At 40.6% G+C, this 13,909-nt stretch carries 10 protein-coding genes; 5 read left to right on the forward strand and 5 right to left on the reverse strand.

The genetic code is table 11. From position 1 onward, the window contains the following. Positions 1 to 38: 38 nt before the first annotated feature. The 5 genes from AACV00_RS15325 to AACV00_RS15345 all read right to left on the reverse strand — a co-directional run bounded on the left by AACV00_RS15325 (position 39) and on the right by AACV00_RS15345 (position 5,081). Positions 39 to 752 carry an ABC transporter ATP-binding protein gene (locus AACV00_RS15325; protein ID WP_161680343.1) on the reverse strand — a complete coding sequence of 238 codons (714 nt, stop codon included), beginning with the start codon at positions 750 to 752 and terminating at the stop codon, positions 39 to 41. Then, positions 742 to 1,578, reverse strand: coding sequence for an ABC transporter ATP-binding protein (locus AACV00_RS15330; protein WP_049199047.1), 837 nt, complete (start codon positions 1,576 to 1,578; stop codon positions 742 to 744). The genes AACV00_RS15325 and AACV00_RS15330 overlap by 11 nt, the downstream gene beginning before the upstream one ends. Beyond that, on the reverse strand, positions 1,571 to 2,401 hold the full coding sequence (locus AACV00_RS15335; RefSeq protein WP_020945758.1) for an ABC transporter permease: 831 nt from the start codon (positions 2,399 to 2,401) through the stop codon (positions 1,571 to 1,573). Before AACV00_RS15335 ends, AACV00_RS15330 begins: the two co-directional genes overlap by 8 nt. Beyond that, positions 2,401 to 3,441 carry an ABC transporter permease gene (locus AACV00_RS15340; protein WP_161680341.1) on the reverse strand — a complete coding sequence of 347 codons (1,041 nt, stop codon included), beginning with the start codon at positions 3,439 to 3,441 and terminating at the stop codon, positions 2,401 to 2,403. The genes AACV00_RS15335 and AACV00_RS15340 overlap by 1 nt, the downstream gene beginning before the upstream one ends. Positions 3,442 to 3,515: 74 nt before the next feature. Continuing rightward, the gene (locus tag AACV00_RS15345; RefSeq protein WP_170827679.1) at positions 3,516 to 5,081 is read right to left on the reverse strand and encodes an ABC transporter substrate-binding protein; all 1,566 of its coding nucleotides are present in this window, start codon (positions 5,079 to 5,081) and stop codon (positions 3,516 to 3,518) included. Positions 5,082 to 5,415: 334 nt separating this feature from the next. Here AACV00_RS15345 and nirB point away from each other — a divergent pair, with 334 nt between their 5' ends. From nirB to oppA, 5 genes are all read left to right on the forward strand, one after another. Beyond that, positions 5,416 to 7,962 carry a nitrite reductase large subunit NirB gene (gene nirB / locus AACV00_RS15350; protein WP_036895112.1) on the forward strand — a complete coding sequence of 849 codons (2,547 nt, stop codon included), beginning with the start codon at positions 5,416 to 5,418 and terminating at the stop codon, positions 7,960 to 7,962. Then, the gene (gene nirD, locus AACV00_RS15355; RefSeq protein ID WP_004243234.1) at positions 7,959 to 8,291 is read left to right on the forward strand and encodes a nitrite reductase small subunit NirD; all 333 of its coding nucleotides are present in this window, start codon (positions 7,959 to 7,961) and stop codon (positions 8,289 to 8,291) included. Before nirB ends, nirD begins: the two co-directional genes overlap by 4 nt. A 26-nt stretch (positions 8,292 to 8,317) precedes the next feature. Continuing rightward, positions 8,318 to 9,700, forward strand: a complete 1,383-nt coding sequence (cysG, locus tag AACV00_RS15360) for a siroheme synthase CysG (protein WP_004243233.1) — start codon at positions 8,318 to 8,320, stop codon at positions 9,698 to 9,700. 649 nt (positions 9,701 to 10,349) lie between these two features. Beyond that, complete coding sequence (locus tag AACV00_RS15365) at positions 10,350 to 11,990, forward strand: ABC transporter substrate-binding protein (protein ID WP_004243232.1); 1,641 nt, start codon at positions 10,350 to 10,352, stop codon at positions 11,988 to 11,990. Between the two features lie 267 nt (positions 11,991 to 12,257). Continuing rightward, a complete protein-coding gene (oppA, locus tag AACV00_RS15370) occupies positions 12,258 to 13,895 on the forward strand; it encodes an oligopeptide ABC transporter substrate-binding protein OppA (RefSeq protein WP_004248215.1) in 1,638 nt (545 codons plus the stop codon). Positions 13,896 to 13,909 lie beyond the last annotated feature (14 nt).

Here is a 13,909-nt window from a genome sequence, read left to right on the forward strand (position 1 = left end):
TTTCTTTCTTTGTTGTCTTTTTTGTGGCTATTTTTTAATTAATCAAGACGATGAAGCCCTTGAGAAAGCGCTTTTCTATCATAATGGCAAGTCAATTGACCCTCTTCCATTAGCGCTGCGCTATCCGACATATGTGCAATAACATCTGCATCATGGCTGACCAAAAGGTAAGTCATGTTATGCTGTTTTTTTAAGGTATTAAGTAGATTTAAAATTTCTGCTTGTACCGACATATCCAGTGCAGAGGTTGGCTCATCTAACAATAACAACTGTGGTTGCAACAGTAATGCTCTGGCTATAGCCACACGTTGACGTTGTCCACCTGATAGTTGATGTGGATAACGATAAGCAATATCGCCTTCTAAACCGACTTGCTCTAACGCTGAGGTTATTGTTGTTTTATCATAAGCAATATGATGAATTTTTAACGGCTCAATAAATGCTCGTTCTATCCGATGTTGAGGGTGTAATGAAGCATAGGGATCTTGAAACACCATCTGTATGTTACGGCGTAACTTACCTTGAAAGCGTTGCTGTGGCTTAATTGCTTGCCCTAACAACTTAATATCCCCTTGCCAATGATGTAATAATCCGGCTATAACCCGTAATACAGTTGATTTACCGCAACCAGAACGACCAATTAAACTAAAGGTTTCGCCTTGTTTAACTTGTAGATTGACACCTTTTACCACCTGCTTAATCTGTCTATTTTGTTCAAATTGAACGCGTAAATGATGAATATCAATTAGCATAAGGTGTACCTTTAAAATTCAGTGTTCTATCTAATACCGGTAATTGTGTACCATAGGTACTCGCATTAGGGCGACAGGTCCATAAGGTGCGGGTGTATGGATGTGTGGCTTGAGGTAATGCTTTTGCCTCAAGTTCATCCACTTGCTCCCCTTGATACATGACCATAACACGATCACAATATTCAGCCACTAAAGGTAGATCATGGCTAATTAACAACAAAGCCATATCTCGTTGTGCGCATTGGGTAATGATAAGTTCTAATATTTGATGTCGTAGCTGTGCATCTAGTGCGGAAGTTGGCTCATCCGCAATCAGTACCGCTGGGTTATTAATCAGCGCTATAGCGATCATCGCGCGTTGTCCCATACCGCCCGATAATTCACCGGGGTAGCGAGAAATACTCTGTTCCGGTAATCCCACGGAAAGCAAAGTTTCAGTAATTAATGCATGTCGCTCTTTATGGGATAATTTTTGATGGAGTTTTACCGTTTCTTCTACTTGCTGATAAATGGTTTTCACTGGGTTTAATGCATAACGAGGATCTTGTAATACCATTGATATTGTTTTTCCTCGTAACTGGTTCCATTGCTTAGGAGAATAAGCGAGGAGATCGTCCCCCATAAAATGCAATTTATCGGCAGAAACCTGACCCGGCTTACGCACTAAGCCCATTAATGAGCGTGCCGTCATCGATTTTCCTGAACCAGATTCACCCACCAGCGCTAACCGCTCTTGTCCTAACTGAAAGGAGACATTATTCACCACTCTAGCACGTGGAAAATCAATACACAGATTATCGACTTCGATTAAAGGGGCTTTATTCATGGCTTTCTCCTAATACATCGCGTAATCCATCGCCCAATAAGTTAAAAGCAAGGCTACTGATTAAAATAGCTGTACCCGGAATAGCGGCCACCCACCACTGATCAAAAATAACGGGCATCCCTTCGGCAATCATTGCTCCCCATTCCGCCATGGGAGGGCGAGCACCTAGCCCAAGGAAACCTAAACCTGCTGCAGCAAGAATGATCACCGCTAAATTAAGGGCTAAACGTACAATGGCAGAAGGTAAACATAAAGGAAGAATATGCCCCCATAATAGTCTAATACCTTTAATTCCCATCATTTCAGCGGCTGCAAGGTAATCACTATTGCGTAAGTGTTGAATTTCACTACGGGCTTGGCGGGCATAAGCCGGCCATGCTGTAAGTGCAAGGGCTAATGCACCGTTAAGTAATCCCGGCCCTAACATGGCGACAAAGGCAAAGGCTAAAATTAAGGAGGGCATAGACATAATGATGTCGGTAAAACGCATTAAAATCCGCTCTGTCCAACCGCCGTAATAACCGGATAAAATGCCAATAAATAGCCCTAATGGTAGTGTTATCAAGGCAACAAGGCCCACCAAACCTAACATTGGGCGTGTACCATAAATTAAGCGTGAAAGAATATCGCGACCATAACTATCAGTACCTAACCAGTGTGCGGCATTAGGGGCTAATAAGCGTTGTGCAGCGTGTTGCCAATTCGGATCATAAGGCGCTAACCAAGGGGCAAAAATGGCAATTAGTAGCAGAAGGAGCAGCAATGACAGACCGATAAACGCTGAAGGTGAACGCGCTATTTTTGTTAAAAAGGAGAGTGACATTAGCGTAACCTCGGATCAGTCAGACGAATAACGATATCTGTCATAGTATTAATAAGCACAAAACATAGACCAATAACAAGTGTGCCCCCCATAATTGCGGTGGTATCACCCGCAAAGAGAGCCGTTGTGAGATAACGACCAATCCCCGGCCAAGAAAATACTGTTTCTGTTAATACGGCACCTTCTAACATCCCTGTATAAGACAAGGCGATAATGGTCATCAACACACCGCGAATATTAGGTAATACATGGGTAAATAAGAGACGTAATTCGCCAATCCCTTTTGCTCTGGCGAGAGTGACGTACTCTTTATTCATCTCATTTAAACAGGCAGAGCGTGTTAAACGGGTAATAGATGCCAGTGCAAAATAGGCTAGCAGAGAAACCGGTAATATGAGATGTGATAGGGCGTTTAGAAAGGCATCTTTATCACCTGCCAGTAGGGTGTCAATCAAGGCAAAGCCGGTTACTGGCTCAATGGTAAATTGATAGATATCATCCAAACGTCCTGGGCCTGCTGTCCATTGCAATGTGGCATAAAAAATAAGGAGTAATATCAAACCTAACCAGAAAATAGGGACTGAGCTACCTAATAGCGTTAAAAAGCGTAAGATAAAATCAAAGGGGGTGCCAACAAAACGCGCACATAACACACCAAATAAAACCCCCAAACTAGCGCCAATGACTAAGGCGACAGTGGCTAATTCTAAAGTGGCTGGAAAGGTGGCGATTAAATCATCAAATACCGGTTGACCCGTTGACGTCGCCGTACCTAAATTTCCTTGCAATAGTGCTTCTACATAGTGGAAAAATTGCATGTAGATGGGTAAATCTAACCCTAACTCATGTTTTACTTGATTATAAGTTTCAATACTGGCGTGATCACCAACAATTTGTAAAACAGGATCAACAGGGGAAAACGCAGAAAGCGTAAAAGTAATAACCAGTAACCCTAAAAGTGTTAGCGCCAATGTCAATATACCTTGAACCAAGGTAAACAACTGGCTTTTTAGGCGAGTGGATATCGTGAGTGTATTCATACGGCAACAGCCTTGAAATCGCAAAAAATAGACCACTCACAATAGCATGATTGTGAGTGGTGGCAGGAAAATGATCACTTAGTGACTTTGTCGTAATAGACCATATCGGCATTTAGACCTTGAGCATAACCTTTCACGTTATCCCGTAATACAATCTGATTTTTGCCTTGGTCGATAAACACGTAAGGTGAACTGCGTTGTAGCTCTTTTTGCATTTCAGTATAAAGGGACTGACGTTTAGCCTTATCCGCTTCATTCAGGGCGACGAGTGTTTGTTTACTTAACTCAGGAATATTCCAATTATTTAACCAAGCCACGGTATTCGATTGCCCGTCATTATAGGCAAAAGCGCTAGCATTGGAGTGAGCATCAAAATAGTCGGGGATCCAAAAACGGATCGCCGCTTGGTGCTGCCTTGCTCTCACTCGGCTATAAACTTGACTACCGGCAGCAGGTAACAGATCAACCTGTACACCCGCTTGTGCAAAGCTTGCTTGAATAGATTGTGCAACGGTGATGTAAGGAACTTTGTTTTCTACATCGAGAGTAAAACGTGCATGAGTAATTCCTGCTTTTGCTAAGATATCTTTCGCTTTTTGCGGATCAAAACTAAATGGATTATCTTCTAATGCCCCCGGTAATCCCACCGGTAAGAAACTTTGGTGAATAAAATATTGCCCACGCATTAAGTCATTGGTGATCCCTTTATAATCGACCAAATAGCGCGCTGCTTGCCAAAATGCCGGATTGCTAAGAAGCGGATTTCCGCTACCGGTATTAAACGCCATATAGACTTGCTCAGCAGAAGGGATATTTAAAATTTGAATGCCCGGTTTACCTGCTAATGCTGCAGTTTGGTCTGTACCTAAGTCACGGGCAATATCCGCATCGCCTTTTTCAATTAACAGACGACGTGAAGCGGGATCGGGCACATTTTTGATAATAATATTGGCTATCTTAGGCGCACCGGTCGGTGAAAGAGGGTTAGCTTCTAACACAATGGCTTGGCGAGGTTTGTAGGCACGCATTTTATAAGCACCACTACCAGCCGAATTCATTTTTAGCCAATTATTACCAAAGTCATTATTTTTAATATGTGCGGCAATCAATTTCTCATCAACAATAGAAGCGATTGGTGTAGAAAGGATGTTAAGTACCACATCAGGGCTAACATCTGCTGTCCAACGTACTTCAATCTCTTTATCACTGACTTTTTTCAAGAGGGTATTAATATTATCTGCTTTCCAACCTAGCACATTTAAAATAAAAGCAGGGGATTTATTCATCGTCACTGCACGCTGGTAAGAGAAGATAATATCTTCTGGGCGTACGCTATTACCGGAGGCAAATTTTGCATCCTGTTTAATTTTAAAGACGATAGATTTTTGTTCAGGGTGAGCCTGCCAACTCTCGACTAAAATTGGCTCGTTAATTTCTGGATTGTCACGGTTAGGCTGAACAATACGTTGATATAAACTTGGTACGGTCTGAATACTTGATAATTCGTTACTTTCGGCAGGATCAAGGCTAACAATATCATCAAGGCCTTGTACTACAATCAATGTATTGGCGGGTGTTGCTGCCAATACAGGGGCACTGAGAGCACCCATCACAAGTAATGATAATAATTTGGTTTTCACTTTCATTGGACGCTCCCTGAAATAGTCTCGCTTTCGTTATTATGTCAATAACTTATTAGTTATTACTTTTGGAAATTAACTTAGGCAAAATAAGCGCATTTCGCAAAGTTTTTATTACACTTATATATAACACCTCGTTATAAGCCTTTTGAATTAATTATGGTTGAGGAATAATTAATCGCAACAAACGACGAATAAAATACTACTTTGGTAGTAATATGTTGACTATTAAGTTGTATTGGCTGAATTGATTAAGCTGTATTTGATATTCATCAATATCTCTTATGAGTAGCCTCGTATTTTAACCTTAGATACCTTTAGATCTGAGGCAAAAATGAGCAAGAAAACACTCGCAATCATCGGTAACGGCATGGTTGGACACCGTTATATAGAAGAATTGATTGATAAGGGCGGCAATGAAACGTTCAATATTATCGTCTTTTGTGAAGAACCTCGTATTGCATATGATAGAGTCCATCTCTCTTCCTATTTTTCTCATCACACCGCTGAAGAGCTCTCGTTAGTTAAACCCGGTTATTACGAGAAACATCATATTGAAGTATTAGTGGGTGAGCGTGTGATCACCATTAATCGTGAAGAAAAAGTGGTGCACACCAATACCGGGCGTTGTGTTAGCTACGACAAATTGATCATGGCAACAGGCTCCTACCCATGGGTTCCTCCTATTAATGGAAACAACTCACCAGATTGTTTTGTTTACCGAACTATCGAAGATTTAAATGCGATTGAAGCTTGTGCTCGTTTAAGCCGTAAAGGGGCGGTTATTGGTGGCGGACTATTAGGTTTAGAAGCTGCTGGTGCGCTAAAAAGTTTAGGTATTGAAACCCATGTGATTGAATTTGCGCCAACGCTAATGGCAGAACAGCTTGATAGCATGGGAGGAGAGCAACTCAAACGTAAAATAGAGCGCATGGGGGTTAAAGTACACACAGCGAAAAACACCCAAGCGATCTTATCGACAGGGGAAAATGCGCGTAAAACATTACAGTTTGCCGATGGCTCCTCACTTGAGGTTGATTTTGTCGTATTTTCAACTGGTATACGTCCGAAAGATAAATTAGCACGCCAATGTTCTCTCGATATAGCACCACGAGGGGGGATTGTGATTAATGACTATTGCCAAACCTCAGATGCAGATATTTATGCCATTGGGGAGTGTGCTTCTTGGCATAACCAAACATTTGGGTTAGTTGCCCCGGGTTATAAAATGGCTCAGGTAGCCGTTGATCATCTATTAGGTCAACAGACAGCATTCCAAGGGGCGGATTTAAGTGCAAAATTAAAACTACTCGGGGTTGATGTAGGGGGTATTGGTGATGCTCATGGTCGCCAAGCAGGTTGTCGTAGCTATATTTATCTTGATGAAGGTAAAGAGATTTATAAACGTCTGATAGTGAGTGAAGACAATAAATACCTATTAGGTGCGGTATTGGTTGGGGATACGGAAGATTATGGCAATCTGTTACAGTTAGCATTAAATACAATTGAATTACCAGAACATCCTGACACATTAATCTTACCTGCTCATGCTGGAAGTAAACCGGCAATCGGGGTTGATTCATTACCTGAAACAGCACAAATTTGCTCCTGTTTTGATGTAAGCAAAGGCGACATTATTCAAGCTATTGAACGAGGTTGTCATACGGTTGCGGCGATTAAAGCAGAAACAAAAGCGGGAACGGGGTGTGGGGGATGTATTCCGCTTATCACTCAAGTATTAAATGCGGAACTCACAAAACAAGGCATTGAAGTTAACCATCACCTTTGTGAACACTTTCACTATTCTCGCCAAGAGCTTTATCATCTTATTCGTGTTGAAGGGCTGAAAAGCTTTGATGAACTATTGAAAAAACATGGTCAAGGCTATGGTTGTGAAATTTGTAAACCAACCGTCGGCTCTCTGCTGGCTTCGTGTTGGAACGACTATATCTTGCGTGATGACTTAGTTGCGCTACAAGATACGAATGATAACTTCCTCGCCAATCTGCAAAAAGATGGCTCTTACTCTATTATTCCACGCTCCCCCGGCGGTGAAATTACGCCAGCGGGTATTATTGCGATTGGACAAATTGCGCAAGAATACAATTTATACACCAAAATCACAGGCTCTCAACGTATGGCGATGTTTGGTGCACAGAAGCAAGATTTACCGGCGATTTGGCAGAAATTAATTGCCGCGGGTTTTGAAACAGGCCATGCCTATGCCAAAGCGATCCGTATGGTAAAAACTTGTGTAGGAAACAGTTGGTGTCGTTTTGGGGTTGGCGATAGTGTTGGATTAGGTGTCTTTTTAGAACATCGTTATAAAGGGATCCGCACGCCGCATAAAATGAAATTTGGGGTATCTGGTTGTACTCGTGAATGCTCTGAAGCTCAGGGGAAAGATGTAGGGATTATTGCCACAGAAAAAGGCTGGAATCTCTATTTTGGTGGTAATGGAGGCATGAAACCGCGTCATGGCGATCTATTCGCGGCGGATTTAGATGAAGAAACGCTGATCCATTATATTGACCGCTTTATGATGTTCTATATCCGTACTGCAGACAAATTACAACGAACCTCCGTTTGGTTAGAAAGCTTAGAAGGGGGCGTTGAATATTTACGTGAAGTCATTATTCACGACAAGTTAGGCTTAAATGCACAGTTAGAAAAAGAGCTTAAAGTTTTACAAGAGCGCGTAGCCTGTGAGTGGCAAGAAACCCTTGATTCACCACAAGCATTGAAACGTTTTGCGCACTTTATTAACAATCCGATGCCCGATCCTAATATACAGATGGTAAAAGAGCGTGCTCAGCATCGTCCTGCCCGCGTGCATGAACGTATTGATATCAAAATGGTAACAGAGGAGACGCAATCATGAGTCAATGGATAGCGGTTTGCCAATTAGATGACATCACTGTGGGAACTGGCGTTTGTGCGCTGGTGGAGCAAGATCAGGTGGCTATTTTCCGTCCATACCAAGATGAACGGCTCTACGCATTAAGTAATATTGATCCCTTCGCGCAAGCGAGTGTTTTATCAAGGGGATTAATTGCAGAGCATGACAATGAGTTATATATCGTCAGTCCACTGAAAAAGCAGCATTTTCGCTTAACAGATGGTTATTGCCTTGAAGATGAGCACTATTCAATTACTCATTATGAAGTCAAAGTCGAAGGCAATACCGTCAGTGTGCGTTCGCGTCATTGATAAAACCAATAAATAGGGGAACCCAGATGGATTATTTTCCAATATTCTGTCAGCTCAACAATAAACCTTGTTTATTAGTAGGTGGCGGTGAAGTAGCAGAGCGTAAGGCACGTTTACTGATGGACGCGGGGGCGGTTATATCCGTTGTTGCACCGACATTCACACCACAATTTATGCAGTGGCAAAACGAGCAACGATTACAGTGTTTCACGGCTGAATTTAGTGTTGCTGATTTAGCTGACAAATGGCTAGTCATTGCGGCCACAGATAATGAGCAAGTGAATCAACTCGTCTATCAGCAGGCCACAGAACAACGCATTTTTTGTAACGTGGTTGACTCGCCCAAGCAAGCTAGCTTTATTATGCCCTCAGTGATTGACCGTTCCCCTATTATGGTTGCAATTTCTTCGGGAGGAAAAGCCCCAGTACTTGCACGTATCTTACGTGAAAAAATGGAACAGTGGTTGCCTAACTCACTAGGCGCTTTAGCGCAGTTAGCAGGGAAATTACGTGAACAAGTTAAACAACGTTTTGCCACCATGAGTGCTAGACGCTATTTTTGGGAGCGTTTTTTTGCAGATAAAGCGCTACAAGCAGAAATTGATGCAGGTAGAGATAACGGCATTCAACAACGTATCAGCACATTGCTAGCGGAAAATAACCAGCCCCAAGGGAGTGTGGTGTTGGTGGGGGCAGGCCCTGGAGATGCAGGATTAATGACTATTAAAGGGCTGCAACAATGTCAGCAAGCCGATGTTGTGGTTTATGATAGATTAGTCTCTGATGAGGTTATGCATTTAGTGCGCAGAGATGCGGAGCGTATTTATGTTGGTAAACGAGCTGGTTTTCATTGTGTTCCTCAAGAGGAGATTAACCAAATTCTTATTAATCACGCTAAGGCAGGGAAAAGGGTAGTGAGGTTAAAAGGGGGTGATCCTTTTATATTTGGTCGAGGAAGTGAAGAGTTAGAAGCTTTAATTGAGCATCAAATACCTTTTTCTGTGGTGCCCGGCATTACTGCGGCATCAGGCTGTACCACTTATGCCGGTATTCCGTTAACACATCGGGATTATGCACAAAGTGTGCGTTTTATTACTGGGCATGGAAAAGGGCTGAACGACGCACAATGGCAATGTATCGCACAAGATAACCAAACTTTGGTTTTTTATATGGGGCTAAGTAAAGCCGATTACATTCAGCAAATGTTACTTAATCAGCATATGCGTGCCACTATGCCAGTGGCAATAGTAGAAAAAGGTACACTGGCGACACAAAAAGTGGTTGTTGGCCAATTACAGCAACTGGCTGAAATGGCAAACTCAATGCAAAGTCCTGCATTAATTATTGTTGGTGAAGTCGTCAGTTTAAATCAAAAGCTACAATGGTTTGGTACGACTTTAGCCAATTAAAGCAAAAATTTTGAAGAAGTAGGCTAACGCTCAGAATATCCTTTATGGTTCATAACAACGATAAAGGATATTTTTTTGCTAATTCATCGGGATATAAATGAAAATAGTACTGATTTTAATTGCATTTCAAAAAATATATTAATTTTTAAAAACAAATAATAAAAATGTTTTTTTATTAATCTACCGTTATTTTTAGATTAGCCAGTTTCTGTCATTTAAAGACAGATTTGTTATTGTTTATAATCAAGTTGTGTGAAAAAAACTTACACCGAACACATCATAAAGTTCTGTATCCTCGCTAAAAACCCATCTGATTATATTAATTTTGTGAGCTATGTAGGTTTTCTATCTATAAAAGTTGCGCGGTGTTAATTAAATGTTTATTTGTTGTTGTAGATAGCGTGATGAGAATTTTCTTTTTTCATAAGATAGAAGTCTACTGGGCTTAGTAAAGTTTAAGTGATAATAACACCGCACTAATTGACAAAATTCACTATAAGTGTAAAAAAGAAGAATATTGTTATTAATTTTATCTAACAATTATCTCAACATATTAAATAGCATGAAATATCTGAATATTATTTAAAAATAATTTATATGTAAATTGAGTAACCCCGCTATAGATGATTATTTATTAGGAGAGGTACCCATGAAAAAGAAAGTTATGTTAAAAATGATGTTTCCTGTCAGCATTATATCACTTGCGCTGACCTCTTTTCTTTCTCATGCGGTAATACCTCCAGAAGGTACTCTTCTTGCGAAACAACAAGATATTGTTATTAATAATGGCACTGAAGTTTCCTCCCTTGATCCACATAAAGTGGAAGGGGTACCAGAAAGTAATATTATTTTAAATTTATTAGAAGGGCTCACTTATATGGGGCCTAATGGTGAAAGTATGCCGGGGGTTGCCGCTAAATGGGAGAGCTCAGAAGACAATAAAACATGGACTTTCTATTTACGCGATGATGCGAAATGGAGTGATGGTACACCGGTTACTGCAGATGATTTTGTTTATAGTTGGCGTCGATTAACAGATCCCCAAACTGGCTCGCCTTATGCCAGTTATCTTGAATATGCCTATGTGGAAAATGTTGCAGATATTCTGACAGGTAAGAAATCCCCAGAGAGTCTAGGGGTAAAAGCAATTGATCCACATACTTTGCAAGTTACGCTCACACAACCGGTTCCCTATCTGGTGGATATGCTAAACCACACCTCATTAAAACCAGTTAAAAAAGAGATTGTTGAAAAATATGGTGTCAATTGGACTCGCCCGGAAAACTTTGTCGGTAATGGGGCGTATTTAATTGATAATTGGGTGGTTAATGAAAAAATCACTTTAAAACGTAATCCGCTTTATTGGGATAACAAAAACACCATTATTGAACGAGCGACTTTTTTACCTATTAGTTCAGAAACCAGTGATATTAATCGCTACCGTAGCGGTGAAGTTCAAATCACCAATAGCGCTATTCCTCCTACGCTTTATCGAAAGATGAAACAAGAGCAACCGGAGGCTCTACATATTACGCCTTACCTATGTACTTTCTTTTATGAGCTTAATAATAAACGTCCACCTTTTGATGATCCCCGTGTGCGTGAAGCGGTAAAATTAAGTTTAGATAGAGAAATTATCGCGGAAAAGATCATGGGGCAAGGGCAAATACCGGCTTATTCTTTTACTCCACCTTTTATTAATAATGGCAAGTTTAAACCCCCTAAATGGGCAGGTTGGACGCAACAACAGCGTCATGAAAGAGCGCGTGAGTTATTAAAAGAAGCCGGTTATGACAGCCAAAACCCATTATCTTTTACATTGCTGTACAACACATCCGATCAGAATAAGCAACAAGCTATTGCTGCCGCTTCTATGTGGAAAAAGAATATTGGTGCTAATGTCACTTTACAAAATCAAGAGTGGAAAACGACGTTAGAAAATCGTAACCAAGGTAATTACCAAGTAGCAAGGGCAACATGGTGTGCCGATTACAATGAACCAACATCATTTTTAAACTCTTTCCTCTCCACTAGCAGTCTAAATACTATTTTATATGAAAATAGTGATTATGATGCTGCATTAAAGAATGCGTTACTGGCCACTGATAATGAAGCGCGTCACCAACTGTATCAACGTGCTGAAGCCTTGTTAGACAAGGACTCCGCTATTGTACCAGTCTATTATCGTGTGAGTGTCAGAATGGTCAGTCCTAAAGTGGGCGGATTTACCGGTAAAGACCCCTTTGATTATACGGACTTAAAGCGCTATTTTATAAAGGCAGATAAATAAAACTGGTAAGTTATAACGCATCTATAGCTATATCTGATTTTAATTAGCAAAAGCAATTTAAAAAAGTATAGCATAAAAAGTACTACACAAAATATAACGGCACAAAAATGATAAAGACATCATGCAGTTAAGCATAGATAGTCAATCTGCAACAATATTTTATTTTTTTGTAAAACAATAAGTTGTGTAAAACGTTCCAAAAACACAGCGAAGCATCACAGGAAGGCCGAACAATGGCCGACTCACTAACTGGGAGTATTTGATAAGATGATAAATGTAACTAAAAAAAGTGCGCTAGCGATCGCCATTGGTACTATCTTTGGTTTTACGGCGCTCAATGCTACTGCGGCTGTTGTGCCTGATGGGGTAAAACTGGCTGATAAACAAGAGTTAGTGCGTAATAATGGCTCTGAGCCACAATCACTTGATCCTCATAAAATTGAGGGTGTACCTGAATCAGCATTAGCACGAGATCTATTTGAAGGGATCACGATTGTAGGGCCTGATGGTGAAATTCTACCGGGCTCTGCGACTAGCTGGGAAAATAAAGATTTTACCGTTTGGACGTTCAAAATTCGTGAAGACGCGAAATGGTCAAATGGTGACCCTGTAACAGCGCAAGACTTTGTTTATAGCTGGCAACGTTTAGCAGATCCGAATACAGCATCACCTTATGAAAGTTATCTACAATATGCCCATATTGTTAATATTGACGATATTATCGCCGGTAAGAAAAAACCGACGGAACTAGGTGTTAAAGCGCTTGATAATAATACCTTAGAAATCACATTATCAGAGGCCGTACCTTATTTACCTAAATTGCTAGCTCACTCCTCGATGTCGCCAGTGAATCAAAAAGTGATTGAAAAATTTGGTGAAAAGTGGACGCAACCTGCGAACTTTGTCGGCAATGGTGCTTATGTACTGAAAAATTGGACGGTAAACGAACGTATTGAATTAGAGCGTAGTCCAACCTATTGGGACAATAAAAATACGGTTATCAATAAAGTTACTTTTTTACCTATCTCATCAGAAGTCACCGATGTAAACCGCTATCGTGCGGGTGAAATCGATATGACTTATAGCAATCTGCCGATTGAATTTTTCCAAAAATTGAAAAAAGAGATCCCAGATGAATTACGTATCAGTCCATACTTATGTACTTATTATTATGAAATTAATAATGAGAAAGCTCCCTTTGACGATCCACGAGTACGTGAAGCACTAAAACTATCTATGGATAGAGATATCATCACCTATAAAGTGAAAAACCAAGGTGATATCCCTGCTTACGGATTTACACCGCCTTTCACCGATGGCATTAAAGAGAGTAAACCAGAGTGGTTCGCTTCTTGGACCCAAGAGCAACGTAATGAAAAGGCGCGCCAATTATTAGAAGAGGCGGGTTATAACAAAGCCAATCCATTAAAATTCAAGTTACTGTATAACACCTCTGATCTACATAAAAAAGTCGCGATTGCGGCCTCTTCTATTTGGAAGAAAAACTTAGGTGCTGAGGTTTCTCTTGAAAACCAAGAGTGGAAAACGTTCTTAGATACACGTCACCAAGGTAATTATGATGTTGCACGTGCAGGATGGTGTGCAGATTATAACGAACCTTCTTCATTCCTTAACATGATGCTGTCTTACAGCAGTAATAATACCGTTCACTATAAAAACAAACAATTTGATGCGTATATGAAAGAATCTTTACGCGTGAAATCGGATGATGAACGTGCAGAAATTTATCAAAAAGCAGAAGGTGTATTAGATAAAGATTCTGCCATTGTTCCACTTTACTACTACGTAAACACCCGTTTGGTTAAACCTTATGTCGGTGGTTATTCTGGTAAAGATCCACTGGATAATTTACATACTAAAGACTTGTATATTATTGCTAAATAATCGGGCGAGACCTT

The sequence above is a fragment of the Proteus sp. G3927 genome (assembly GCF_963894685.1).
In the GTDB taxonomy this organism is placed as follows: Bacteria; Pseudomonadota; Gammaproteobacteria; order Enterobacterales; family Enterobacteriaceae; genus Proteus; species Proteus mirabilis.